This is a genomic window from Streptomyces sp. R21 (assembly GCF_041051975.1).
In the GTDB taxonomy this organism is placed as follows: Bacteria; Actinomycetota; Actinomycetes; order Streptomycetales; family Streptomycetaceae; genus Streptomyces.
The window spans coordinates 7,101,587-7,126,418 of sequence record NZ_CP163435.1; the positions used below are offsets into that span (position 1 = coordinate 7,101,587).

At 70.2% G+C, this 24,832-nt stretch carries 26 protein-coding genes; 16 read left to right on the top strand and 10 right to left on the bottom strand.

The features are described from left to right. Positions 1-66: 66 nt before the first annotated feature. From AB5J56_RS31535 to AB5J56_RS31550, 4 genes are all read left to right on the top strand, one after another. Complete coding sequence (locus tag AB5J56_RS31535; protein ID WP_369237458.1) at positions 67-279, top strand: MbtH family protein; 213 nt, start codon at positions 67-69, stop codon at positions 277-279. Then, positions 279-1,331, top strand: coding sequence for a guanitoxin biosynthesis L-enduracididine beta-hydroxylase GntD (gene gntD, locus AB5J56_RS31540; protein WP_369237460.1), 1,053 nt, complete (start codon positions 279-281; stop codon positions 1,329-1,331). Before AB5J56_RS31535 ends, gntD begins: the two co-directional genes overlap by 1 nt. Positions 1,332-1,450: 119 nt before the next feature. After that, positions 1,451-2,236 carry an SDR family NAD(P)-dependent oxidoreductase gene (locus AB5J56_RS31545; RefSeq protein ID WP_369237462.1) on the top strand — a complete coding sequence of 262 codons (786 nt, stop codon included), beginning with the start codon at positions 1,451-1,453 and terminating at the stop codon, positions 2,234-2,236. Between the two features lie 2 nt (positions 2,237-2,238). Next, a complete protein-coding gene (locus tag AB5J56_RS31550) occupies positions 2,239-3,501 on the top strand; it encodes a cytochrome P450 (protein WP_369237464.1) in 1,263 nt (420 codons plus the stop codon). 74 nt (positions 3,502-3,575) lie between these two features. Here AB5J56_RS31550 and AB5J56_RS31555 read toward each other — a convergent pair whose 3' ends face one another. Next, positions 3,576-4,424 carry an ABC transporter permease gene (locus AB5J56_RS31555; RefSeq protein ID WP_369237466.1) on the bottom strand — a complete coding sequence of 283 codons (849 nt, stop codon included), beginning with the start codon at positions 4,422-4,424 and terminating at the stop codon, positions 3,576-3,578. Positions 4,425-4,581: 157 nt separating this feature from the next. After that, positions 4,582-5,577, bottom strand: coding sequence for a LuxR C-terminal-related transcriptional regulator (locus tag AB5J56_RS31560; RefSeq protein WP_369237468.1), 996 nt, complete (start codon positions 5,575-5,577; stop codon positions 4,582-4,584). Between the two features lie 238 nt (positions 5,578-5,815). On the opposite strand from AB5J56_RS31560, the gene AB5J56_RS31565 reads away from it, so the two are divergent. The 3 genes from AB5J56_RS31565 to AB5J56_RS31575 all read left to right on the top strand — a co-directional run bounded on the left by AB5J56_RS31565 (position 5,816) and on the right by AB5J56_RS31575 (position 8,933). Continuing rightward, the gene (locus AB5J56_RS31565; RefSeq protein ID WP_369237470.1) at positions 5,816-6,493 is read left to right on the top strand and encodes a 4'-phosphopantetheinyl transferase; all 678 of its coding nucleotides are present in this window, start codon (positions 5,816-5,818) and stop codon (positions 6,491-6,493) included. A 499-nt stretch (positions 6,494-6,992) separates the two neighbouring features. After that, on the top strand, positions 6,993-7,364 hold the full coding sequence (gene panD, locus AB5J56_RS31570; RefSeq protein ID WP_369237472.1) for an aspartate 1-decarboxylase: 372 nt from the start codon (positions 6,993-6,995) through the stop codon (positions 7,362-7,364). Between the two features lie 162 nt (positions 7,365-7,526). Continuing rightward, positions 7,527-8,933, top strand: coding sequence for a helix-turn-helix domain-containing protein (locus AB5J56_RS31575; protein ID WP_369237474.1), 1,407 nt, complete (start codon positions 7,527-7,529; stop codon positions 8,931-8,933). A gap of 59 nt (positions 8,934-8,992) precedes the next feature. Here the strand turns inward: AB5J56_RS31575 and AB5J56_RS31580 are convergent, their stop codons facing one another. Further along, positions 8,993-10,732, bottom strand: a complete 1,740-nt coding sequence (locus tag AB5J56_RS31580) for an acyl-CoA dehydrogenase family protein (protein WP_369237476.1) — start codon at positions 10,730-10,732, stop codon at positions 8,993-8,995. A gap of 247 nt (positions 10,733-10,979) precedes the next feature. Between AB5J56_RS31580 and AB5J56_RS31585 the strand changes: the two genes are divergently transcribed. Further along, positions 10,980-11,999: a ferritin-like domain-containing protein gene (locus AB5J56_RS31585; RefSeq protein WP_369237478.1), complete on the top strand. Its 1,020-nt coding sequence runs from the start codon at positions 10,980-10,982 to the stop codon at positions 11,997-11,999. Positions 12,000-12,140: 141 nt separating this feature from the next. Here AB5J56_RS31585 and AB5J56_RS31590 read toward each other — a convergent pair whose 3' ends face one another. Further along, the gene (locus AB5J56_RS31590; RefSeq protein ID WP_369237480.1) at positions 12,141-13,133 is read right to left on the bottom strand and encodes an ATP-binding cassette domain-containing protein; all 993 of its coding nucleotides are present in this window, start codon (positions 13,131-13,133) and stop codon (positions 12,141-12,143) included. 319 nt (positions 13,134-13,452) lie between these two features. Here AB5J56_RS31590 and AB5J56_RS31595 point away from each other — a divergent pair, with 319 nt between their 5' ends. Together AB5J56_RS31595 and AB5J56_RS31600 are read left to right on the top strand one after the other, a co-directional pair. Beyond that, complete coding sequence (locus AB5J56_RS31595; protein ID WP_369237482.1) at positions 13,453-14,748, top strand: beta-ketoacyl synthase; 1,296 nt, start codon at positions 13,453-13,455, stop codon at positions 14,746-14,748. Continuing rightward, on the top strand, positions 14,745-14,918 hold the full coding sequence (locus AB5J56_RS31600) for a hypothetical protein (RefSeq protein WP_369237484.1): 174 nt from the start codon (positions 14,745-14,747) through the stop codon (positions 14,916-14,918). The genes AB5J56_RS31595 and AB5J56_RS31600 overlap by 4 nt, the downstream gene beginning before the upstream one ends. A 94-nt stretch (positions 14,919-15,012) precedes the next feature. Here the strand turns inward: AB5J56_RS31600 and AB5J56_RS31605 are convergent, their stop codons facing one another. Next, positions 15,013-15,360, bottom strand: coding sequence for an acyl carrier protein (locus AB5J56_RS31605; protein ID WP_369237486.1), 348 nt, complete (start codon positions 15,358-15,360; stop codon positions 15,013-15,015). A gap of 224 nt (positions 15,361-15,584) precedes the next feature. Between AB5J56_RS31605 and AB5J56_RS31610 the strand changes: the two genes are divergently transcribed. The 3 genes from AB5J56_RS31610 (at position 15,585) to AB5J56_RS31620 (ending at position 18,381) form a co-directional block, all read left to right on the top strand. Beyond that, positions 15,585-16,346 carry a thioesterase II family protein gene (locus tag AB5J56_RS31610; RefSeq protein WP_369237488.1) on the top strand — a complete coding sequence of 254 codons (762 nt, stop codon included), beginning with the start codon at positions 15,585-15,587 and terminating at the stop codon, positions 16,344-16,346. After that, positions 16,343-16,900, top strand: coding sequence for a hypothetical protein (locus tag AB5J56_RS31615; RefSeq protein WP_369237490.1), 558 nt, complete (start codon positions 16,343-16,345; stop codon positions 16,898-16,900). Before AB5J56_RS31610 ends, AB5J56_RS31615 begins: the two co-directional genes overlap by 4 nt. Positions 16,901-16,962: 62 nt before the next feature. Then, complete coding sequence (locus tag AB5J56_RS31620) at positions 16,963-18,381, top strand: aldehyde dehydrogenase family protein (RefSeq protein WP_369242924.1); 1,419 nt, start codon at positions 16,963-16,965, stop codon at positions 18,379-18,381. Positions 18,382-18,421: 40 nt separating this feature from the next. Here AB5J56_RS31620 and AB5J56_RS31625 read toward each other — a convergent pair whose 3' ends face one another. Beyond that, complete coding sequence (locus AB5J56_RS31625) at positions 18,422-19,078, bottom strand: TetR/AcrR family transcriptional regulator (RefSeq protein ID WP_369237492.1); 657 nt, start codon at positions 19,076-19,078, stop codon at positions 18,422-18,424. Between the two features lie 50 nt (positions 19,079-19,128). Between AB5J56_RS31625 and AB5J56_RS31630 the strand changes: the two genes are divergently transcribed. Continuing rightward, positions 19,129-19,518 (top strand): hypothetical protein, encoded by a 390-nt coding sequence (locus AB5J56_RS31630; RefSeq protein ID WP_369237494.1) that lies wholly within the window; start codon positions 19,129-19,131, stop codon positions 19,516-19,518. On the opposite strand, the gene AB5J56_RS31635 is transcribed toward AB5J56_RS31630, so the two are convergent. After that, entirely contained in the window at positions 19,502-20,824 is a 1,323-nt protein-coding gene (locus AB5J56_RS31635; RefSeq protein ID WP_369237496.1) for a hypothetical protein, read from the bottom strand. The two genes, AB5J56_RS31630 and AB5J56_RS31635, sit on opposite strands and share 17 nt — an antisense overlap. Before the next feature lie 239 nt (positions 20,825-21,063). Here AB5J56_RS31635 and AB5J56_RS31640 point away from each other — a divergent pair, with 239 nt between their 5' ends. Further along, entirely contained in the window at positions 21,064-21,462 is a 399-nt protein-coding gene (locus tag AB5J56_RS31640) for a MazG-like family protein (protein ID WP_369237498.1), read from the top strand. Here the strand turns inward: AB5J56_RS31640 and AB5J56_RS31645 are convergent. Continuing rightward, positions 21,380-21,925, bottom strand: a complete 546-nt coding sequence (locus tag AB5J56_RS31645; protein ID WP_369237500.1) for a DoxX family protein — start codon at positions 21,923-21,925, stop codon at positions 21,380-21,382. The genes AB5J56_RS31640 and AB5J56_RS31645 overlap by 83 nt on opposite strands. Before the next feature lie 167 nt (positions 21,926-22,092). Here AB5J56_RS31645 and AB5J56_RS31650 point away from each other — a divergent pair, with 167 nt between their 5' ends. Next, entirely contained in the window at positions 22,093-22,416 is a 324-nt protein-coding gene (locus AB5J56_RS31650) for a nuclear transport factor 2 family protein (protein WP_369237502.1), read from the top strand. Positions 22,417-22,488: 72 nt separating this feature from the next. Here the strand turns inward: AB5J56_RS31650 and AB5J56_RS31655 are convergent, their stop codons facing one another. Together AB5J56_RS31655 and AB5J56_RS31660 are read right to left on the bottom strand one after the other, a co-directional pair. Continuing rightward, the gene (locus AB5J56_RS31655) at positions 22,489-23,241 is read right to left on the bottom strand and encodes an ABC transporter ATP-binding protein (protein ID WP_369237504.1); all 753 of its coding nucleotides are present in this window, start codon (positions 23,239-23,241) and stop codon (positions 22,489-22,491) included. A gap of 117 nt (positions 23,242-23,358) precedes the next feature. Next, complete coding sequence (locus tag AB5J56_RS31660; RefSeq protein WP_369237505.1) at positions 23,359-24,828, bottom strand: ABC transporter permease; 1,470 nt, start codon at positions 24,826-24,828, stop codon at positions 23,359-23,361. Positions 24,829-24,832 lie beyond the last annotated feature (4 nt).

The following is a 24,832-nucleotide window of genomic DNA, read 5'->3' on the forward strand; positions in this document are numbered from 1 at the left end:
CGGCCGCACAGGACCAGTTGATTCGAGACGACCGGAACCGGTCATCCCACGATGAGGAGCACAGAAGTGGCAAACCCCTTTGACGACCCCGACGCGACATATCTGGTTCTGGTCAACGACGAGGGCCAGTACTCGCTGTGGCCCTCGTTCGTCGAGGTGCCGGAGGGCTGGCACGTCGCTCATGCGCAGGCCCCGCGCCAGGTGTGCGTCGACTACATCGACGAGAACTGGACGGACATGCGGCCCAAGAGCCTCATAGCCGCGAGCGAGGCCGCCTGATGACCGGCGGCGACATACTCGCCACGACCGCTGCCACCGTCGGCGACACCCCCGCCGAGTACACGCTCACGGCGGGCGACCTCGCGGGGCTCGACGGACTGCTGGAGTCGTTGCGCGACTCCGCCGGCGACCCGTCGCACCCCGAGTTCTACGAGAGTGCGTGGCACGCCCCGGAGCGGCTGCCCGAGGGACTGCGCAGATTCCTTCAGGAGTTCGCCCGGGACGAGAGCTCGGCGACCTGCCTGATCCACGGATTCCCGACCGACGACGCCATCGGCCCGACCCCGGACCACTGGAGCTCGGCGATCGAGCAGAAGGGCGCCCGCGACCACGAGCTCTACCTCGCGCTGTGCGGCATGGTCCTGGGCGAGCCGTTCGGCTGGGCGACCCTCCAGCAGGGCCGGCTGGTGCAGAACGTGCTGCCCGTGGCGGGGGACGAGCAGTGCCAGAGCGGGTACGGCAGTGCGGCGCTCCTGGAGTTCCACACCGAGGACGGGTTCCACCCGCAGCGCTGCGACTACCTGCTCCTGCTGGGGCTGCGCAACCAGGACCGGGTCCCGACCATCGTGGCCTCCGTGCGCGACGTACGGCTCGACGACGACGACCGGCGGCTGCTCTCCGAGAAGCGGTTCCACATCTTCCCGGACGACGAGCACATCCGGCAGCTGGAGGCCCGGGACCCGAACCACCCGGCCCTCGCCCAGGCCCGGCGGATGGTGAGCGACCCGGAGCCGGTGGCGGTGCTCTTCGGCGACCGGTTCTCCCCCTATCTGCGGCTGGACCGGCCGTTCATGCGGTGTGCCGGGGACGACGCGGCCGCCGAGGCCGCCCTCGACCGCCTGATGGCGGAGCTGCAGCGGGTGCAGCAGGACGTCGTGGTGGAACCCGGCACGGTGCTGGTGGTCGACAACTACCGCGCGGTGCACGGCCGTCGGTCCTTCCAGGCCCGCTACGACGGGACCGACCGCTGGCTGAAGAAGCTCACCGTGAGCCGCGATCTGCGGCGCCACCTGAGCGGCTTCACCGCGGGCAGTCACCGCGTCCTCGTCTGAATCGACGTCTGACCGACGTCTGATCGGACGCGGCCCGAGGGCTGCCCGGTCCTTGTCATCACGGGGCGCCGACGCGAGTCGGCGCCCCGTCACGGATTCACGGAAAGGCTCATCCACACATGCGCACGATTGTGGTGTCGGGTGCCTCCAGCGGCATCGGACAGGCGGTCGCCGAACGGTTCGCCGCCGACGGGGACCGCGTCGTCAACTTCGACATCGCCCCGCCGCCGGCCGCATCCGGCACCGGGGCCGACGGGATCCCCTGGACGAAGGTCGACGTGGCCGACTGGTCGGCCGTACGGGAGGCGGTCGACGAGGTCCACGAGCGGTACGGCTCCCTCGACGTCGTCGTCGCCAACGCCGGCATCAGCAACCGGCGCGGAGTCCTCGAACTCACCGAGGAGGAGGTGCGCCGGACCATCGACGTCAACCTGATGGGCGTCCTCGCCCTGTGGCGGCACGCCGCGCCGCACATGGTGCGCCACGGCCACGGCGTCCTGCTGGCCACGGCCTCCGTGAACGGATCCCGCGGATACCCGCTGTACGCCGACTACAACGCGACCAAGGCCGGCGTCGCGTCCCTGTGCCGGACCTTCGCGATGGAGCTGAGCCCGGTGGTCCGCACCGCCTGCGTCACCCCCGGCGCGGTGCTCACGCCCATGCAGCGCGCCGAGTACACCGACGAGATGCTCGACGAGGTCAACGAGCGCATCCCCGCCCGGCGCCATGCCACACCCCGGGAGATCGCCGCCGCGTTCCACTACCTCGCCTCGCCCGAGGCGGCGTTCGTCACGGGACAGGAGCTCGTCGTCGACGGCGGTGAGACGGCCGGCGCGACCACGGCCTTCTTCCCCGGGCACGCGATGTCGCCTCCCGGGCAGCCGACTCCCAGCGAAGGAAAGTGACGATGTTCGACTGCCCCCGGCTCGGCCCCGCCGACCTGCCGACGACGGATCTCGCCGATCCGCGGGTCCACGCCACGTACGACCTCACCGACATCTGGCGGCACCTGCGGGCCGAGGAACCGGTGTACTGGCAACCGGAGACCGCCGGGCACCCGGGCTTCTGGGTCGTCACCCGCTACGACGACGTGGCCTCGGTCTACAAGAACAAGGACGCCTTCACCTCCGAGCGGGGCAACGTCCTCGACACCCTGCTCGCGGAGGGCGACTCGGCGGCCGGGAAGATGCTCGCCGTCACCGACGGACCCCATCACTCGGCGCTGCGCACGGTGCTCAACAAGCCGTTCTCGCCGCGGGCCCTGGAGGTCGTGGTGCGCAGCGTGCGCCGCAGCACCTGGCGCCTGCTGGAGGAGGCCGTCGAGCGCGGGGAGTGCGACTTCGCGAGCGACGTGGCCGCCCACATCCCGCTGGCCGCGATCTGCGACCTGCTGGGCGTGCCGGTCTCCGACCGAGGCCACATCATCGAACTCACCTCCTCGGCGCTGTCCTCGACGGACGGGGCACCGACCACGGAGAGCACCTGGACGTCCCGCAACGGGCTCCTGCTGTACTTCTCCGAACTCGCGGAGTCCCGCCGCGAGAAGCCGTACGACGACATCGTGAGCCTGCTCGTCGGCCAGGAGGTGGGAGGCCGCCCGCTCAGCCACGAGGAGATCATCTTCAACTGCTACAGCATCATCATGGGCGGCCACGAGACCACCCGGCTGGCCATGATCGGCGGACTGCAGGCGCTGGTCGAGCACCCCGGCCAGTGGCAGGCGCTCAAGAGCGGCGAGGTCTCCACCGCGACCGCGGTCGACGAGGTGCTGCGGTGGACGACACCCGCGTTGCACGGTGGCCGGACGGCGACCCAGGACACCTTCCTGGGCGACGAGTTCATCGAGGAGGGCGACGTCGTCACGGTGTGGAACGTGTCCGCCAACCACGACGAGCGCGTCTTCGCGGACCCCGAGCGCTTCGACCTGGCGAGGACCCCCAACAAGCACCTGGCCTTCGCGCAAGGCCCGCACTTCTGCATCGGCGCCCACCTGGCCCGACAGGAGATCTCGGCGGTGCTCGAGGCGCTGCGCGCGATGGTCCGCACGCCGGTGGTGACCGGCCCGCCGCAGCGCGTCTTCTCCAGCTTCCTCAGTGGTCTCGCGACGCTGCCCGTCGCTCTGGAGCGGGAGCCTGGGCACCGGCTCGGCTCCGGTCCGTCGGAGGGCTGAGAGAGCGCGCGTACGACCGTGGGGCCGAACCGGACGGGTTCGGCCCCACAGTCGTACGCGCGCGCAGGAGCCGGTCAGTTGGCGGCGGCGCGGTACTTGCGCACGGCCAGCGGAACGCACACGAGCAGGATCAGCAGGGACCAGAACAGGGACGTGGCGGCCGCGTTCCGCATCGGGAAGGACGAGACGTCGACGCCGGTGTCGTTGCCGAAGAGATGGCGGACGGCCTGGGCCGTGGCCGAGAGCGGGTTCCACTCGGCCACGGGGCGCAGCCAGGAGGGCAGGGTGTGGGTCGGCACGAAGACGTTGGAGAGGAACGTGAGCGGGAAGATCCAGATGAACCCCGCGGTGTTCGCCGTCTCCGGCGAGGACACGCTCAGCCCGAGCAGCGCGCCGATCCAGCTCATGGCGTAGGCGAAGAGAAGGACCAGCGCGAAGGCGGCGAGAGTCCGGAAGGGACCGGTGTGGACGCGCCAGCCGACGGCGAGCCCGCAGGCGGCCAGCGCGCACACCACGAGCGAGTTCTGGATCAGACCGGCGGTGGTGCGGCCGGTCAGCACGGCGGCCCGCGCGATGGGCAGCGACCGGAAACGGTCGATCAGCCCCTTCGCGAGGTCGTCCGCGATGCCCACCGAGGTGGTGCCGGCGGCGAAGGCCAGCGTCTGCACCATGATTCCGGGCACGATGAGTTCCCGGTAACTGGTGCCCACCGGAACGGCGATGGCGCCGCCGAACACATAGGTGAAGAGCAGGACGAGCATCACGGGCTGAAGGGCCGTGTAGACCAGCAGCTCCGGATTGCGACTCATGCGCTGCAGATTGCGGAGGGTCAGGACCCAGCCATCGGCGAACCAATGGCTGATACCGGCGTACGGTTTTCTGCTCACGTCGGTCGCGGTGGTCACTGTGCTGACGGCGCTCACGGTGCGTTCCTCTCGGCGTTCCCTGGTACGGACGCGTACCAGCGCATCGTGCCGAGCGGAACGCACCGACAGCCAGGAATGGCGACCGGCAACTTGATGCCGGATCAGGCCCGACCCCGCCGGGGCCGGATCCAGGCCTGCCTCAGCCGGGGCCGGATCAGATCCAGCCCTGCTGGGCCGAGCGCAGGCCTGCCTGGAAGCGGCTGCGTGCGTCGAGCCGGCTCATGAGATCCGAGGCGATACGGCCCACCGTCCGCTGGGAGACACCGAGCCTGTTCGCCACGACGGCGTCCGTGTGCCCCTCGGCGAGCAGGTTCAGCACCTCGGCCTCCTGCCTGGACAGTTCGTTGCCGTCGGGCTTCTCGACCTCCGAGCCCATCGGTACCGCGTGGGCCCACACCATCTCGAAGAGGGCGGCGAGTGCCGCGGTCACTCCGGGGGTCGTCAACTGGATTGCGCCACGTCTGGTGTTGTCCGGGTCCACGGGAAGCAGTGCCGTGTCCCCGTCTATGAGGATCATGCGGAGAGGAAGTGTGGGAACCGTCCTCACCTGTCCTCCCAATTCGGTCAACCAGTGCGCATACCGGGCCGTCGGAGCATGGGTACGTGCACTGTCCAAATACACGGTGCGCATGGATACCCCTCTGCTGATAACCTCCTTGTCCAGGGGCATACTTGCGGCAAGACTGCTTTCGGATTGTGCCCCGCCCGGATTGAATGCGAGACATTCACGGGTCGCGGACCGCGACAGTTCCACAAGACGTTCGCGGATCGCATCCACGCCCACAAGGTTTTCGATGTGTTTCTGGTCCACCGCCGGATACAGATCGGCGAACTCGTCGAGCAGGCCGGACACCGCGGCCCGGTTCATCTCGAACTGCTCGTGCTGGTAACGCAGTTCGGCCGCGTTGCGGAGCAGGAGGGTCTGGAGTCCCACCTGTGGGTCCTCGGCGAGCACTGTTTCCTCGGGCTCGTCGGGGAGCTGTACGAGTTCCAGCTCGGCCAACTGCTCTATTATCCGGCGTACTTGGTCCACGGGTCTGGAAAGGTGGTCAGCCATTTCCGCGACGCTCCAGCGTTTGCGGACGAGGATCGCCCGGTATACCGCTTCGGCTGATTCGTCAAGACCCAGACCGTCCAAAATGCTACCCATAGAAGCAACTTCCCCCTGTGCTCCGCCTTGTCGCCCTTCGGGGGGCGTCGCACCGGCGGAACCGTCTCTCATTCTCGGAGTGCGGTCCGAGTGAGTGATTTTCTCTCTCGCGGCGCGCCCTGCGAAAGGCTTGCCGTTCTGCCAGTTTACCCAGTAGGGGAGCGGGCAGACGTGGTTGACCTGCACTGATGGGTAACATCAAAGAATCGGCAATGCTTTGACAAAGGAAGTGGACACGGTGCGAGGGGGCTTGCTCGGAGAGCTGCTTCCCGCGGATGTCGCCGCCGTGGACGACTTCGGGGATTCCGGCCCGGCGGCGGCCATGCCCCTGCACCCCGAAGAGGCCCGCCTCATCAGCGGAGTGGTCGCGGAGCGACGCCGGGAGTTCACCACGGTGCGCGGCTGCGCCCGGCTGGCCCTGACCGCCCTCGGCCTGCCCGCCGCCCCGCTGCTGCCCGGCCGCCGTGGCGCGCCCATATGGCCCCAAGGCGCCGTCGGCAGCATGACCCACTGCCGGGGGTACCGGGCGGCCGCGGTGGGCGATGCCGCCCGCTTCCTGGCGATCGGCATCGACGCCGAACCCGACGAGCCGCTGCCGCAGGCGGTGGCGTCGAAGGTCATCTCCCCGCGGGAGCGAGCCGAGTTGACCCGGATGACCTGCCACGATGCGGGCATCGCCTGGGACCGACTCGTCTTCTGCGTCAAGGAGTCCGTCTACAAGATCTGGTCCCCGCTGACCGGCAGCTGGCTCGATTATGCGGACGCCGACGTCCGGTTGCGGCCCGACGGCACGTTCACGGTGCGGCTCCTGGTGCAGGCGCCCACGGTCGCCGGCGTAGGGCTGGAGACCCTGACGGGGCGTTGGCTCGCCGCGCGTGGCCTGCTGTTGAGCGCCATCGCACTGCCTACGGGCTGACCGCCGCTGCGGACACGGGCGGGGCCTTACCCTCCGTTCATCCGGTGGCGCACTTACGACAGCCGGTACTTCCTGCCACCGGAATCGCTTTCCGATCGGCCATGCATTCGAGCAAGATTCTGGTCAGGGGATCGCGGGGGACAATCGCGACAGCCCCGACCAGTCCATCGAATGTTCAATCGGGAGTGGAGTCGTGTTCAGAACAGCCAGAGTCGTCGGTGCCGCGGCAGGTCTCATGTTGCTTTCCCTGGCAGCGTTCGGGGGAACCGCTCAGGCCGATTCATCGTCCACCGTCGAGGTCATCTGCCACAGGGACGGCAGTGGGGGCAGTACGGACTCACTGGGCTGGGACCTGGTGCCCAAGTGTCTGATTTCCGGTCAGCTCGGCTGACCCTTTTCTCATCAGCGCCACGGGGGGCGGGGATGCATTCCTTGGACGCGGCCTGCCCTCCGTGTGCTTCGTCACCACAGACAGCCCATTGAAGGAGCCACGCGGACCATGCAGCGCACCATGCTCAAGTCGAAGATCCACAGAGCCACCGTCACCGAGGCCGATCTCAACTACGTCGGCTCGCTGACCCTCGATCCGGTACTCATGGACGGGGCCGATCTGCTGCCCGGCGAGCTCGTCCACATCGTCGACGTGAACAACGGCGCCCGCCTCGAGACCTATGTGATCGAGGGCGAGCGCGGTTCCGGAGTGGTGTGCATCAACGGGGCCGCGGCCCGCCTGGTCCACCCGGGAGACATCGTCATCATCATCGGGTACGCCACGGTGGAGGACGCCGAGGCCGCGAAGCTCGAACCGCGCGTGGTCTTCGTGAACAGCGAGAACGACATCGTCAAGGTGGGCACCGATCCCGCCTCGTAACAGGTGAGCGATCCCCGCGGGCGACCGGCGGGACACAGCGTCCGACAGGGGGTGCGGGGTAACGGCCCCGCACCCCCTGCGGCGCATACGACGCACGCGGCGCGCGACGTGCCGCACGTGCAGGGGAAGAAGTGTTTGACGGCATGGGGGAGGGGTCATTCCATGGTGCACTCCGCTGACCTGAGAATGGTCGAGCTGAGAGATGTCCGCCAGATCTGCGAGTACCTGATCGGACGGCGCAGAGCGGTCGGCTGGACACAGGAGGAGCTGGCCGAGCGCTCCGGAGTGAGCGTGCGCACCATCCGCAATCTGGAGACCGGCGCCAACACCAATCCGCGGCGGACCTCGATCGAGCTGCTGCTGAAGGCGTTCGGCACGACCCTGTCCTCGCTGTCGGAGTCGGGCCTGCCCACCGGCGTCGGTGCGCTGCCCCAGGTCTGGATCCCCGCGCAGCGCGGCGACCGGGACCGGGGCTCGGGCGCGATCGACCCCGTCCGCTGGCGCGGGACCCGCCCTCCCCTGGACGACTTCGTGGGCCGCGAGGGCGATCTGCGCCATGTGGTCGGCACGGTCCGGCGCAGCCGGCTCCTGGTCCTCACCGGCCCCGGCGGCGTGGGCAAGACGCGCCTCGCCCTCGCGGCCGCGTCGCGGCTCCAGCCGCTTTTCCGGGACGGAGTGGTCGTCGTCGACCTCACCTCATGCCCCGGCGAGCCGCACAGCGCGGCCCAGGCCCACGAGGCGGTGCGCTCCGCCGTGTTGCGCGACTGCGGCCTCGCGCCCACCGGATCCGGGGACACGGAGGGGCAGTTGCTCGTCGTCCTGGACGGCGCGGAGCATGTGGTGGGGGCCGTGTCCCGGCTCACCAGGGAGCTGATGGAGTACCACCCGCGAGCGCACTTCGTCGTGACCTCCCGCCGTCCGCTGACGACTCCGTCCGCCGACACCTGGGAGGTGGAGCCGCTCTCCCCGGACGCCGCGGAGGCCGAGGGCCTCCCCGCGGCCGTGGAGCTGTTCCTGCGCCGGGTGGGTTCCGGCGTGCCCACGCTGGACCTCAGCGGCCGGCTGCCCCTGGTGTCGGCGCTGTGCGCACGCCTCGACGGACTGCCGCTGTCGATCGAACTGGCGGCCCGTCGGGTCCGGTCGGTGCCGGTCGAGCTGCTGGTGAGCACGGAGTCGTCGCTGCACCTGCTGGACCGGATCGACACGAGCGGGCTGTCCCGGCACCGGACGCTGGCCGACAGCATCCGCTGGAGCCTCGAACTGCTGTCACCCGAACAACAGCTGATGCTCCGTCAAGTCGCGCTCAGGCGCGGTGTCTTCACGGCCGAGGACGTCCTGCCGGGCCATCGCGTCGGCGATGCGGACGTGCGGGCAGACCAGGGTGAGCAGGGGCGCGTGATCGGCCTGCTCGGCGAACTCGCGGACGCCTCGCTGGTGCGCATCCGCCGGGGGTGCCGCTACGAGTACGAGACCTACTCGCTCGTACGCGAATACCTGACGGCGCTGCGGGAGGACGAGCTGCACCGGACACTCGTGGCGGACGACCTGCTGATGTCGCAGGCGTCGTAGGGCTTGCGGGAGGTCGCGATCGTGCCCGGGTCCCTGCGGACCCGGGCGCGATGCGCGGTTCAGCGGCCCGCCGTCTCCCGGAACAGGCCGACCGAGAAGCGGTAGCCCGAGCCCAGGCTCTCCTCCATCGCGCTCTCGAGCTCCGGCAGGTATGCCGCGCCGAGTTCCGTCGTCGGCTCCAGCCGCTGGAGCAGGCGCTGCAGGGCGAGGATGAGCCAGCCGGTGGAGGAGGGTGCGCCGTGCACGCCGCGGAAGTTGTGGAGCCAGGTGTAGAGGCAGGACGCGGCCGCATGGTGCACGCAGTGCTCGGCGGCGTCGTCCTGGCCGGCCACGGACGCGGCGTCGGAGGGCGCGGTCGCCAGCCGCGTGTAGAACACCGTACGACGGGAGCCGAACGCGTCCAGTACCTTGGCCAGATCGGCGGCCTCGGCCGGGTCCAGACGCTCCGCGGCGATGCCGGACACCTCGGTGACCGCGTCGTTCCAGCCCCGCGTGATCTCGTCCTCGACGGCGTTCGTCAGCTGCAGGACATGGCGCGCGGGCTGCCAGGCCGGCGCCTCCCGGCTCCAGTCGAAAAGGGCCTCCAGGATCTCCGCGCCGCCGCTCGGTGCGTGCTGCGCGTGCGGGGCGAGGTTGGGCAGCTGCGCCGCGATGTTGTGCAGATTGACGTGGGTCGTGCCCTCGAAGATGCTCGCGATGGCGTGGTCCCGCTGAAGCTTCTGGAAGATTCCGGAGGCGACCCCCTCGCGCAGGTAGCTGCGGGCACCCAGCACGCGCCCGATGTCCTGGATCACCTCCTCGCCGATGACCGGGACGAGGTACTTGACCACGGACGACCACATGCTCAGCCGGGACGGCGCCACGGACAGCGACCGGGCCACCGGCAACGCCGTGCACTCGGCGATCAGCAGGTCGAGGTGCGCATGGACGAGATGCCGGCGGACGACGGGCAGTTGGTAGATCTCGGCGCCGTACAGCGAGCGCTCGTGGGCGTACTGGAGGCCGATGCGCAGCACGGAGTCCATCGTCCCGATCGACAGCGCGCCGATCGCGGTGCGGGTGATCTGCAGCGCCTTGAGCACCTCGATCAGACCGGCGCCGTTGCGCCCGAGCACCGCGCCACGGGGCACCCTGGCGCCGTCGAAGACGATGCCGCTCAGGTCGTGGCCGCGCAGACCCGCCGTTTTCACGAAGGGGCGGGTGCTCCAACTGCCCGGCTCCAGCTGGTCCTTGTCCACCAGGAGCAGGGACTGGCCGCGGCCCTCCACCGTGGCGAACACGGTCACGAAGCGGCCCCGGGTGGCGTTGCCGACCGGCCACTTCTCACCGGTGAGCACGAACTCGTCGCCGTCGACGAGGGCCGTCGTCGCGTTGCCCTGAAGGTCGCTGCCGTGGTCGGGCTCCGACACCGCGAAGCAGGCGAGTGCACCGCCGAGCAGCCCGTCGGCGACCCGCCCGCGCTGCTCGTCGTCCCCCCACAGCCAGACAGGGTTGACGCCCAGCAGCGCGGAGCCGAACATCACCGCGACCGTCAGGTTCCGGCGGGCGAGCGAGCGCGTCAGAACGAACACCTCTTCGAGGTTGTTCAGCCGGCCGCCGTACTCCCGCGGAACCAGGAACTGCGGGAAGCCCCACTCCCGGGCCAGCTCGGCCGCGCCCGGCGGAAGCTCCTCCCGCTCCTCATGGGCCACGATCGACGAGAAGCTGAACGGGCCGTCACCCTCCATCGGGTCACCCAGCGTGCGTTCCAGATCCGCGACGAGCCCATGAGTCGGCCGACTGTGCGCTGCCTGCGCCATAAGGACATCTCCAGTGAATTACGGGGAATGCGGTTCGCCGACATCGGTCATGTCGTTCGGTTTACCGGCCATGTTCACGTCCGCGGGGACCGCGATTCCAGGCAGGGCACCGGCAACTGAGCCTGCCGTGAAGTTGCCCGGCCTGTACCTGGCTGGCACCCCGCGAGAAACCGGAGAGTAAGGCTGGCGCGAACTGAGTCGTCCTGCCGGCTGCCGGGCAGCGGCAGGGAAAGGGGACCCCACGTCGATGGCTGAAATATCCCAGAGCGAGTCGGATTCGACTCTCTTCACCCTGGAGCAGACCAGGTCGGATCTCATGGAGGTGGACGCGTCGATCCGTGCCTGTCTCAACTGGGACTACGGTGAACGTGACAATCGCATCTGGAGTCTTTATCAGAAGAACAAGAAATCCCAGTGGGATGCCGAGACCTATATCGACTGGGATTACGACGTCCGGTTCGGCGCCCCGCTCGACGACGCCTACAGCGCGGGCGTGGCGACCTTCGTCGTGGGCACCGAGAGCCCCGTCCCGAAGGAACTGCTGAACGAGTTCCGCTGGCAGTACCAGGCATGGATGGTGAGCCAGTTCCTGCACGGCGAGCAGGGCGCGCTGGTGGCCACCGCCCGGCTCGTCGAGACCGTCCCGGACATGGAGTCCAAGATCTACGCGGCTTCCCAGGTCGCGGACGAGGCCCGGCACGTCGAGGCGTACGCGAAGTACATCGACGAGAAGCTCGGCGAGTCCTATCCCATCAACCCGGGCCTCAAGGCGCTGCTGCGGGACCTCCTCGCCGAGTCCAACTGGGACATCGTCTACCTGGGCATGCAGGTCGTCGTCGAGGGTCTGGCCCTCGCCGCGACCCGGCTCGCCGGCAGCGGCTTCGGCGATCCCATCATCACCTCGATCACCAAGATGATCGCCAGGGACGAGGCGCGGCACGTCGGGTTCGGCTCGGTCGCGCTGGCGGGCCTCTACGACGGGATGACGTCCAAGGAGCTCGACGAGCGGGAGAAGTTCCTGCTGGAGGCGATTCACCTGATGTCCCGGCGCTTCCTGCTCCGCGAGGTCTGGGAGCGCATGGACCTCGACGTGGAGAAGGGCGTCAGGTTCGCGCAGACGGACCCGATGATGTTCGGCTACCGGCAGCTCCTCTTCCAGCAGGTCATCCATCTGCTGCGGCAGCTGGGACTGCTCACGCCGAAGCTCAGGGACCTGTTCCTGACGGAGAACCTGGCGCGGCCGGAGGCGTTCCGCAACCTCGGCTGAGTGCGCGAGGTGGTGGCTCGGCGGCAGAACAAAGAGGAACCGGGTTCCGTACCGACGTCATTCCTGTCGGTACGGAACCCGGTTCCTCTTCATGTGCGAGTTCACGTATGAACGCGCGCGAACGCCCCGACCGGGGAAGGGTCACGCGCCGGCCGGCACGGGCGCCCGCTCGGCCCCGGCGCGGTGACGCCCGCCGTCACCGGTGAGGCTGAGGAACACGTCGTCCAGCGTCGGCCGGGACAGCCCCGCGTCCTCCAGCGCGATACCGGCGTCCTCCAGCAGTCGCAGCGCGTGGGCCAGCACCGGAGTGCCGCCGTGTACGGCGACGGCCACCTCGCGGCTGCGCTCGTCGGACTCGGCCGGCCGTGCGCCCAGCCCGGAGAGCAGCGCGGCGGCCTCGGGCAACCGCTCCCGATCGCGGACCACCAGGCGGATCCGCTCCCCGCCCGTCTGCTTCTTGAGCTCGTCGGCGGTACCGCGCGCTATCACCTTGCCGCCGTCCACGACGGCGATGGAGTCGGCGAGCTGGTCCGCCTCCTCCAGGTACTGCGTGGTGAGCAGCACGGTCGTGCCGTCCCGGACGAGCTCCCCGATCACCTCCCACATGTTGATCCGGCTGCTCGGGTCGAGGCCGGTGGTGGGCTCGTCGAGGAACAGCACGGGCGGCGCCGCGACCAGGGACGCGGCCAGGTCGAGGCGTCGGCGCATCCCGCCCGAGTACGTCCGCACCGGGCGGTCGGCGGCATCGGTGAGCGTGAAGCGGTCCAGCAGCTCGGCGGCCCTGACCTGGGCATTGCGGCGGCCCAGGTGGTAGAGGCGGCCGACCATGACAAGGTTCTCGCGGCCGGTCAGGGTCTCGTCGACCGCCGCGTACTGGCCGGACAGGCCGATGATGCCGCGGACCTCGTCGGGCTGGGTGGTGACGTCCCTGCCGAGGACGGTGGCGCGGCCCGCGTCCACCGTGAGCAGGCTGGTCAGCACGCGCACCGTGGTCGTCTTGCCCGCGCCGTTGGGCCCGAGCAGCCCGAGCAGCGTGCCCGCGGGGACCTCGAGATCCAGGCCGTCCAGGGCCCGTACCGGATTCCTGCCCTGGTACGTCTTGACCAGGCCCTCCGCACGGATGGCTGGGGTCATAGGTATCGTCCTCGATATCTTCCTCGCGGGATGTCTTCCGCACGGGATGGGAATTCCATGATTGCCGTGGCCCGGCGGCACACGGAACGCATGCGGCGATAATTGCTGATGGGATGCCGCAATATTGCCGCTGTGCGCCCGAAGGCATCGGGACACTTGCCGGAACCGATACCTGGAACACGAATCGGCGGCTGGCCATGATGCGAGATGATCGGGTGGCAGCCGACCCACGAGGCGAGTCAAGGCGATTCACCACGGGCGCGCCGTCCAGCCGGATTCCATTCCCATCGCATTCGCCGAAACGGCTGGGGGACTTCATATGTCTGCGACCGAACGGGCCCGCGTCGACCGCGTCGACAGCGTGGTCATCACCGGACTGGGCGCCACGACACCGCTCGGCGGGGACGTGAAGTCCACCTGGGCCACCTTGTTGGAGGGCCGCCGGGTGGTCGCGGGCCTCACCGACGACTGGCCCGCGGATCTGCCGGTCCGCATCGCGGCGCGCGCCGCCGCGGACCCCGGCACCGTACTGGACCGCATAGAACTGCGCAGACTCGACCGGTCGAGCCAGTTCGCCCTGATCGCCGTCCGTGAGGCCTGGACGGACGCCGGTTTCTTCGGCCGGGCCGGCGACACCGGCCAGCCGGACGCGGAACGGGTGGGAGCCGTCCTCGGCAGCGGCATCGGCGGGCTGAGCACCCTCGTCGACGGCCATGAGCAGATACGCACCCGTGGGGTCCGGGGCCTGTCGCCGCACACCATGCCGAAGATGATGATCAACGGTTCCGCGGGGCAGGTCGGCCTGGAGATCAACGCGCGGGCCGGTGTGCACGCGCCCACCTCCGCCTGCGCGGCCGGCGCCGAGGCCATCGCCGCGGGCCTCGACATGATCCGGCTCGGCCGGGCCGACGTCGTGGCTGTCGGCGGCACCGAGGCGATCATCCATCCGCTGACGATCGCGGCGTTCGCCAGCATGAAGGCGATGTCCCGCAGGAACGACGACCCGGAGCACGCCTCCCGTCCCTACGACACCGGGCGCGACGGCTTCGTCATGGGCGAGGGAGCGGCCGTGCTCATTCTGGAGTCGGGGCGCCACGCGCGGGCCCGCGGAGCCCGGATCCACGCCGAGTTGGCCGGCGCGGGCATCAGCGCCGACGGTCACCACATCGTGGCACCCGAGCCCACGGGCCGGGGCGCCGCCGCCGCGCTGCGCAAGGCGCTGGCCGACGCCGACCTCAGCCCGCGCGACGTCGTCCACGTCAACGCGCACGCCACCTCGACCCCGCAGGGGGACCTCGCCGAGAGCCTGGCCATCCGCTCGGTCCTGGGCGAGCGCGACGGACGCGGCGGTGACTACGCGGTCTCCGCGATCAAGTCGACCGCCGGTCATCTGATGGGAGCCTCGGGGGCGTTGGCGGCCGTCGTCAGCGTGCTCGCGCTGCGCGACAGAACGGCACCGCCGACGATGAACATCGAGCAGCTGGACCCGGGGATCGGCCTGGACGTCGTACGCGACCAGCCGCGCGCTCTGTCCAAGGGCCCCGCCGCGTGTCTGACCAACTCCGCGGGCTTCGGCGGCCACAACGTCGTCCTCGCCTTCCGGGACCACGCGTGACGGCGGCGGACGGCATCGCGGCCGGGGAGGCACCGCGCGACCTGGACATGGCGGACCTGGCGTCCGGCTGGGAGCTGACGTGTGCCGTGCTGCTGCCCTGGACGGGGGCGGCGCCCCCGCGGGACGGCAGCCGCGTGGCAGCGGAGCCGAGCAGGACGGGCGCCGAGTAGGCGAGGAGCCGGGCCGCAGGTCCGGGCGCACAACGACGGTGGCGCCGACGGGGAGTTGTCCCCGTCGGCGCCACCGTCGAAGGTGCGGGCCGGCTCAGCCCTTGGCCGGCCAGGAGGCTCCGTAGCGCGCGCAGATGGAGTTCACCTCGAAGGTGTCCGGCAGCGTGATGGAGCCGTCCTCCACATGGCCGCCGATCAGCCGGACGATGTCCTCGACGCGCTCCAGGGACATCGCGACCTCGGGCGTCAGGGCCTCCAGCTTGAACAGGTCCTCGATGGTGAACCCGAGCTCGGCCAGCGCCAGCGAATGGAAGCCGAGGTCTCCGATCAGCCGGAGTTCGGGGGTGACCACGGCGACCTTCTGCGGAGCGACCAGGCGCACCAGCGTGCAGACCAGGCCGGGGATCTCCGCCGGACTCACCACGACATCGGTTTCGGACATGTGCGCGCTCTCTTTCTGACGACGTGCGAGCCGGTGTCAAGGCTCGGCGAGCGTCATCGTGCCCGCGCCGCGACCTCTCTCACCAGGCAAGCCGACCGGCAAGCGGACACCTGCCCGCACCCGGTGTGCACGGCGCGAACTGCCGTGGGACGGGCCGGAATTGCCGTCAGGCTGCCGGATGTTCTGCCTGGTCCCGGCCTGTGCCGTGGTAAAGCCTGTGCTGCATGGAGAACCGCTGGATCACCGGGCGCCTCACCGTGGGCGCACCGCGCGTACGTCTGATCTGCCTGCCGCAGGCCGGAGGCGGCGCCGGAGCGTTCTCCGCCTGGCGCGCGCACATTCCGGAGGGCGTCGAACTGGCGCCGGTGGAACTGCCCGGCCGCGGCACCCGCGAGGCCGATCCGATGCCGGCCCGGTTCGACGACCTCGTCGACGCCCTGTACGAGGGGATCGTGCCCGAACTGGACGTGCCCTACGTCCTGTTCGGCCACAGCTTCGGCGGGGTCCTCGCCTACGAACTCACGCTCCGTATCGAGGAACGGGGTGCGCCGGCACCCCTCGCCACCCTGGTGTCCGCCTCGCGCGCGCCCCAGACGCCCAGCACGGGCACGATCTCGGACGCGTCCGACAGCGAGCTGCTGGCGTGGCTGGTGAACACCGGCGGACTGCCCCATGAACTGCTCAAGTACCAGTCCTATGTGGCCTATTTGCTGCGCACCATCCGCACCGACATAGCCCTCGCCGAACGGTATCTTGTACCCGATCCAAGACCGGTGCGCACCCCGTTGCACACACTCTGCGGTGAGGAGGACCGGGTCGTCACCGCAGAGCAGGTCCGCCACTGGAAGGAGTGCGCGGGAGGCGAGCATTCCTTCACGGTCATGCCGGGTGGGCATTCCTGTCACCAGACGCATGCGGCCCAACTCATGGAATTCATACGGGAGATCCTGCTGCCCGGAAGGGTCCCCGAGGAGGAACGACAGTGACCGACACCCTGCATGCGGGGCTCACCATGGCGGGACAGCTCGCCGAGAAGAACGACGGCAGCAATTTCGTCGTCTACTTCAACACCCTGCTCATCGTCGGCATCACGACCATCGTCGTCGTACGCCAGTTCACGGCCCAGCAGGTCACCAACCGCATGTTCTTCTGGGTGGGCGTGCTCATCATCCGCGGCTGTGTCCCACCGGGGCCCGCCGAGATGAAGCCGGCGAGCATCACCCTGCTGGTCATCTCCCTGATCGCCTCGGTCGTCTTCGGCATCTGGCGTGGGGTGGCCTTCCCGATGTGGAAGGACGCCGAGGGGCGGGTGTTCCGCAAGGGTGACAGCCGGATCCTGGTCCTGTGGCTGCTGACCGTGGCCGTACGGCTGGTCTGCGGAGGCATCGGCGCGGTGGCGTTCCACGAGGCCTTCAACGCCGACGCGATCTGGCTCGGCATGGGCGTGACGCTCGCCGTGCAGCACGCCGTCATGACGCGCCGCAAGGCGGACGCACCGCTGCGCGTCACGGAGAGCGGAGCGGTACCGAGCGCCACATGAGGCGCGAAGCGAGAGCGCGGAAGGGGTAGGACGAGGTGGACGCGGTGGATGCGGGGGACGCGGTGCGGGCGCATCGCGGGATGTACATCGCCGGAACGTGGCGACGACCGGCGACGGACGACACGACCGACGTGGTGAATCCGGCCGACGAGCGCGTCATCGCCACGGTGCCGGCGGGCACGGCGCGGGACGTCGACGCCGCCGTGGCGGCCGCCCGCGCGGCGCTGCCCGGCTGGGCGGCGAAGCCCCCGTCCGAGCGAGCGGCGGCCCTGACCGCCCTGGGACGTGAACTGCGGGCCCGTGTCCGGGACTTCGCCGAGACGATCACGGCGGAACTGGGATCCCCGTCGGCGCTGAGCCGACTGGCGCACGTGCGGACGCCTCTCGTGGTACTCGACTCCTACGCGGAGCTGGCCGCGCACCACCCCTTCGAAGAGCGGATCGCGCACTCCACGGTCCTGTCGGAGCCGATCGGCGTGGTGGGGGCGATCACGCCGTGGAACTATCCGCTGCACCAGATGGTGTCGAAGGTGGCACCCGCCCTGGCCGCCGGCTGCACGATCGTCGTCAAACCGGCGGAGGAGACCCCGCTGAGCGCCCGGCTGCTGGCCGAGTGCGTGGCGGCCGCGGGCCTGCCGCCCGGCGTCCTCAACCTGGTCACCGGTGTCGGCGAGGTCGCGGGCCGGGCCCTGGCCGAACACCCGGACGTGGACATGGTGTCCTTCACCGGCTCCACCGCCGTCGGCAAGGAGGTCGCCGCGCGCGCCGCCGGTACGCTCAAGAGCGTCGCGCTCGAACTCGGCGGCAAGTCCCCCAACGTGATCCTGCCGAGCGCGGACCTCGCGACGGCGGTCCGTACGGGCGTGACCAACGTCTTCACCAACTCCGGCCAGACATGCAGTGCCTGGACCCGCATGCTGGTCCACACAAGCCGGTACGAGGAGGCCGTCGAGCTGGCGGCGGAGGCCGCCGCCGTGCACACCCCCGGTGATCCCCTGGACCCCGCGACGCGCATGGGCCCGCTGGTCAGCGCCCGTCAGCGCGACCGCGTTCGGGACTGCATCCTGCGGGGGATCAAGGAGGGCGCCCGTCTGGTCACCGGCGGCCCCGAGGCGCCCGAGGGCCTGCCTCGCGGATTCTTCGTACGCCCCACGGTCTTCGCCGACGTCACCCCGGACATGTCCCTCGCCCGGGAGGAGATCTTCGGCCCCGTTCTCTCGATCATGAAGTTCGAGGACGAGGACGACGCCGTACGCATCGCCAACGATTGCGTGTACGGGCTCGCCGGCGCCGTCTGGGCGGCCGGGACCGAGGAGGCGGTGGCCTTCGCCCGCCACCTGAACACGGGTCAGGTCGACATCAACGGTGCCCGCTTCAATCCGCTGGCCCCCTTCGGCGGCTGGAAACAGTCCGGCACCGGCCGCGAACTGGGCCGCCACGGTCTGCTGGAGTACCTCCAGACGAAGTCACTGCAACTGTGACGGCCGGCGCCGGGCCCGGCACCGGCCTCCGCGGACCGCGCTACTCGCGCCGCAGCAGTGCGTCCATCGTCGCCTCCAGGTAGCCGGGGAACGCCTCGGGCGAGGGCAGTGCGGACGGCACGGCGTGGCCGAGTTGGGTGTGGCCCAGATAGAAGCTGTACGCCATCAGGCCGCGGCGTCGCGCCTCGTCCTCGGGGAAGCCGACCTCGCTGAAGAGCCCGGCCAGATAGTCGATGCGGCGCTCGGTGACCTGGCGCAGTGCGGCGGCCACCTGGGGGTGGCCGGTGCTGGCGAGCAGGGAGAGTTCGAGGGGATCGGCGGTGGCCGACCTGGTCACCGGAGTGATCCCGGTGACCTTGGTGAAGAGTCGGCGCAGGCGTTTTTCCGGGTCCGGCTCGGTCTCCACCGCCGCGATGATCTCGTCGGTGTTCGCCTCGACCCAGCGGGCCAGCGCCGCCTCGATCAGTGCCTCACGGTTGGCGAAGTGCCAGTAGAAGCTGCCCTTCGTGGTGCCGAGGCGGGCGGCGAGCGGCTCGACCGCCACCGCCGCGAGGCCGCCGCCCTCTCCGATGGCGGCGAGCGCGGCATCCGCCCAGTCGCGGGCGGTCAGCCGGGCCTTCCTGGCCCGCTGCCCCTGGCCCCGCCCCTGCCCGTGCTCCGGCCCCTGCCCCTGCTCAGCCCTCTGCCGTTGCGCCATGTCCATACGCTACCGTATGGTTTCCATACGCCAGCGTATGGAGGCATGCGATGCTCAAGGACAGGCCCGTGACGGTGGGGATTCCCGAAGGCGCTCGGCTGATCAGGGAGGCCGTGGACCGGCCGGACTACCAGGACGCGTACGCCATGGAGCTGCGGCCCGGGATGCCGCGCGATCCGGCGGCCTGGACGGGCATCCTGCGGGACGCCTTCCCGGTCGTGGCGCGGCAGGACGGCGAGGCGCTCATGAACGTCAGCACGGCCGGTCTCGACGCCTGGGCCTCGATCGTCGTCGACGAGCGGTACGTCACCCTGTGCAGCTCGGTGAAGACGACCACGCGGCGCTCCAGGCTCTACTGGAGCGCCGTGAAAAGGGTTCACCCCTTCATGGCCCGGACCATGATGGTCCGCACCCACCGCAGGCTCAGCCCGTCACCGTGAACCAGGTGGCCCGCGACTTCTTCCACTCCGGGTGCGTCAGGTCCTTGGCCTCCGTGCCGTCGCCGTAGAGGTCGGCGGAGCCGTTGTCGGTGAGGAGCTGGGCGCGGGCGCCCGGGACGGTGAGGTCCGGGACGTCGGCGACCGCCTCCCAGCCGCCCGGGTCGGTGGTCGGCAGGTCGCGGCTCTTGGCCGGGGCGTGGGCGGGGTCGCCGTCCCAGGTGTAGAGGGCGTACGGGTCGGTGTTGTCGTCGGCCGCCCAGGAACCGGCGACGATCAGGTACTGGTTCGCGGCGTTCTTGCGGATGTCACGGACCGAGAGGCCGCCGAGGTCGAGCTCGACCGGGGTGCCGAAGACGGCCGACGCGCCGCTGCCCACCACCTTGTCGATGTTCGTCACCGGTACCAGCAGCGCCTTGCCGCCGGGGACGGCCGGGGCGAGCGGCGCGCGGAAGCCGATGTACGCCGTCGTCGTCGAGCCCGGCGCGAACTCCAGCCCCTCCACGTTGAACCCGTCGATCTGCTTGGGGACCTGGCCGTCCGCGCTGCCCGCCGCGAAGCCGTAGCGATCGCCGTGCGCCTCGTCCCAGGCGACCAGGTCGTCACGGAGCTTCGCGTACGAGTTGCCGTACGACAGGGCGGTGGCCGCGCCCGACCCGGTCACCTTGGTGGTGAAGACGGTGTTGCGGGCCGACTTGTACTCGCCGTCCTTGTTGTTGCCGAGCGAGCCCGTCCAGTAGATCGTGTCGCCCACACGGGCCGCGCCCTCGATGTCGATCTCCTTGCTGACACCGATCTTCGAGCTGAAGTCCCAGGTCCTGACGGGCGCACCGGACACCGAACGGTCGTACAGCCGCAGGACGTTGGACTCGTCGTCCGCCACGACGACGTACCCGCCGCCCACGTCGACGGCCGCCGACGCGTCGCTCGAACCGGTGAAGTACCTGCTGTCCGCGCCCTGTTGGACGGCGGCGGACGCGGCGTAGTGCAGCGTTTTGGTGGCGCTCTGCCCGTCGACGCCGGTGACCTTGACGGTGAGGTCGGTGTAGCCGCGGCCGCGTGCGGCGACGGCCAGGCGGCGGGTGCCGCCCGTTCCGGTGACCGTGACGTCTCCGACGGCCGCCACCGAGGTCCTGCTGCTGGCGGTCACCGTGACGCCGAGCGCTCCGGCGTCGGCCCCGCTCTGCGCGACGGTCACGTTCACCGTCGGGTCCCCGGTCGCACTCACCGCGCCCGACAGGTATCCCGCGGAGAGGGAGATGCCCGGGGTGCCGTAACTCGCCGCCTGCGCCTGGCTTCCCATGCTCATGAGCGCGAGCGCAAGCGCCCCGCTCGCCATGGCAATCGCCCCGCGCCCACGGGGGAAAACGTAGTCCTGCACTGGGACCCTTCCGTCGTCACGATGTCGACGTGAAGGCTGGGCCGCCCCCACCAACTGCGGGCGGCCCCCGTACGCACGCGGGGTGAACAGCTTCGGACGCGATGGCAGGGAAGTCCCGGAGAGGATCAGCAGGAGTCGGGCGCCCAGCACCTGGGGAGGCTGGCGCCATGGCTGAAGCAGTTGACGAGGTGGCGGACGACGACATGTGGGGCGCGATCGACCGCCTGCACGCCTGGCTGGACGAGAACAGCGCGCACGGCGGGCGGGAAGGCCTGCTGCTGCGCATGCTGAAACTCTCCGAGGAGGTCGGCGAGGTCGCCCAGGCCGTCATCGGCGCGACGGGTCAGAACCCCCGTAAGGGCACCAGCCACACCTGGGACGACGTCCGCTCCGAACTCTGCGACGTGGTGATCACCGCGCTGGTCGCTCTGCGCACACTGACCCCGGACACCCGTGAGGTCTTCACGGCGCACCTGGCGGGCGTTACGGAGCGAACAACGCTTCCTGCTCGCCCTCCGCCGCCCGCCGCACCCGCTGGTTGCGCGCGCCGATCACCGCGATCGTGACCGCCGCCGTCCCGGCGAGGGCCGCGGGGACCATCCAGCCGCGGTTCACCGCGTGGCCGAGCAGATGGTCGAGGGAGAGCCGGCCGGGGCCCGTCACGGCGAGGCCCGCCGCGGTCAGGCCGAGGGACGCGGCGTACTCGTAGCCGCCGCTCATCGCGAAGAAGCCGTTGGGCACGTGCACCGCGGCCGCGCCCGCCATCGCACCGGCCGCCGCCGCGCCCGCCGCCGGGGTCGCGAGGCCGAGCGCGAGCAGGGCGCCGCCGCCCGCCTCGGCGAGGCCCGCGGCCGTGGCGCTCGCCTTTCCGGGGGAGTAGCCGACGGACTCCATGAACTTGCCGGTGCCCTCGATCCCGCCCCCGCCGAACCACCCCAGCAGCTTCTGGGCGCCGTGCGCGGCCAGCACCCCGCCCGTACCCAGGCGGAGCAGCAGAAGGCCCAGATCACGTCGGTCGTAGCAGGTCATCTCGTGTCACCTCTCGTCACGTCGCCGACCGGATCGCGTGGGCGGTCACTCCGCGGGCCGGGATGCCTCCACCGTCGCACCGCGCACCCGACCCTCGCTCGTCCCGCACTCGGTTCGCGCCGCCGTTCGGGTGGCGGGTGCAGGGGAACGGTGTGAGTGTGGCCCGCATGACGATTCAGGTGACGAAACTCAGCGATCCGGCCGTCCGGGCCTTCGTCAGCGCCGTGAACGCCCACGACCGCGACGCCTTCCAGGCGGTCCTCGCAGCGGGCGCGACCATGTCCGACGACGGCTCCGACCGCGACCTCGCCGACTGGACCGAGCGGGAGATCTTCTCCACCCACGGCCACATGGAAGTCGACCGCGAGTCCCACGACGGCCACTCGCTCAACGCGCGCTTCAGCAACGACACCTGGGGCGAGATGAAGACCGCGTGGAGCTTCACCGTCGACGACGGCCGTATCACCCGCTTCGAGACGGGCCAGGCCTGACGAAGGGCCGCCCACCGCCGCGCGGTCGACCGCGTGCTCGGACGGTGAGCGGCCCCGGGGACCGCCACGGGATCAGAAGCCCTGACCGCCGAACGACGGCTGCTGGGCGTACTGCTGCTGAGGCGCCGCGGCGGCACGGCGGGCGCCACCGTCCTGCTCGGTCAGCGTGATCTGCCCGGCCTTGATGGTGGCGAGGCGCGGTGCGCGGCGGGCGATGGAGGAGTCGTGGGTGACCATGATGAAGGTCAGCCCGTACTCGTGCCAGAGCCCTTCGAGCAGCGCCATGATGTCGTCGCGGGTGCCCTCGTCGAGGTTGCCGGTCGGCTCGTCGGCGAGCAGTACCTTCGGCTTCTTGACCAGCGCGCGGGCGATGGCGACACGCTGCTGCTGACCGCCGGACAGCTCCGAGGGCGCGTGCGTCAGACGCTCGCCGAGGCCCACCGAGCGCAGCGCCTCGGCGGCCTGCTCGCGCCGCTCCTTCGGCTTCACACCGAGCGGTACGAGCGCGGTCTCGACGTTCTCCTGTGCGGTCAGCGTCGGGATGAGGTTGAAGGACTGGAAGATGATGCCGATCTTCTCGGCGCGCAGCCGCGTCAGCTTGGCCTCGCTGATGGAGGCGAGGTCCACGCCGTCCAGCTCGACGCTGCCGGAGGTCGGCCGGTCCAGGCCGCCGATCATCTGGAGCAGGGTGGACTTGCCGCCGCCGGTGGGGCCCTGGATGACGAGCTGGTCGCCGTCCTCGATGGTGAGGTCGACACCGCGCAGCGCGTCCACCGTCTCCTTGCCCCGCGTGTAGCGCTTGGTGACGCCGGTGAGCTTGTACATGGGTTCTCCGTGACTGGACTGAAAGGGGCGGGGCGCCGCGGCCCGGGGGAACGGACGCGGCGCCCCGGCTCAAGGGGTGTGGCCCGAGGGCCTGTTACGAGGCGCCTCGCGGCCCGGTTACGAGACGCTGCGCAGCGCGTCCGCCGGGCGCATCCGGGAGGCACGCCAGCCGCCCATGGCGCCGGCGATCAGACCGCCGGCGATGGCCAGGCCCGCGGCGAGCGCGATGGTGGTCACCGAGACCGGCGCGGACAGCGCGACCTCCATGGTGTTCTTGGCCGCCGAGGCCGCCTGCTGGCCCGGACCACCGCCACCGGGGCCGCCGCCCATGCCGCCGCCACCGCCGCCGGTGGAGCCGAGCTCCGCCGTCAGCTTCGGGCTGATCGCCGTCACCGCGTAGGCGGCGCCGAGACCGAGGGCGATACCGAGGGCGCCGCCGAGCAGACCGTTCACGATGGACTCGCCGACGACCTGCCGGGTGACCTTGCGCGACGGCCAGCCGAGCGCCTTCAGCGTGCCGAACTCCCGCACGCGACGGCTGACCGCCGAGGACGTGAGCAGCGCGGCGACGAGGAACGCGGCGACGAGGACCGCGATCGACAGCCACTTGCCGACGTTCGTCGCGAGGTTCGCAGCTGTCGACAGCGAACCGGAGACGGTGTCCGCGAGGTCGGCGGAGGTGGTGACCGTCGTACCCGAGATGTTCTTCTGGATCGTCGACTTGACGGCGTCGATCTGCTTGGAGTCGGTCGCCTGGACGTAGATCGTGGTGACCTTGTTCTTCGCGTCGCCCAGCGTCTGCGCCTGCTTCAGCGGCAGATAGACATCGGTCGTCGAGTCGCTGCTGTCGGGCGTCGCGATACCGATGATCGTGTACTTGGTGCCGGAGATCGTGAGGGTCTTGCCGACTGTCTTCTTGTTCTCCTTGGCGTACGACTTGCTGAGCACCGCGACCTTCGCGTTGGTCCCCGACGCCGTGAAGGTCCTGCCCTTGGTGATCTTCGAGGTGGCGAGCGGACCGAGGTCCTGGTCGGCGACGTCGACACCGGCCACGGAGTACGAGTTGACGTCGAAGGAGGCGCCGCCTCCCTGGACCTGCGGCTGCCCGGTGCTGGTGCCGCCGCCGGGACCGCCCTGGCCGCCCTGCTGCTGTGTGGTGGAGGACTTCGCCTTGCCCTGGGTGAAGGAGCCGTCGACCTTGGTGACGTTCAGGCTGAGCGCGCCCACCGCGCTCGCCACGCCCTTCTGCGCCGCGACCTCGGTGACGAGCGAGGACTTCAGGGACTGCCCGCCCTGCGTCATCACCCGGTCGGAGCTCTGCGTCCTGCTGCTGTCCGACTTGGCGTCGAAGTCGAACTTGGGTCTGCTCGACGAGTTGCCGGTGGGGGCCGACTGGGCCTTGGTGACGGTCATGTCCGTGCCGAGCCCGTAGAGCGACTGGAGGACCTTGTCCTGTGCCTGCTGCATGCCGGCCGACACCGAGTTCACGGTGATGACCAGCGCGATACCGAGCGCCAGACCCATGGCGATGACCAGAGCCGCCTTCTTGCGCCGGCTCAGCTCGCGCTTGAGATAGATGCCAAACATCCCG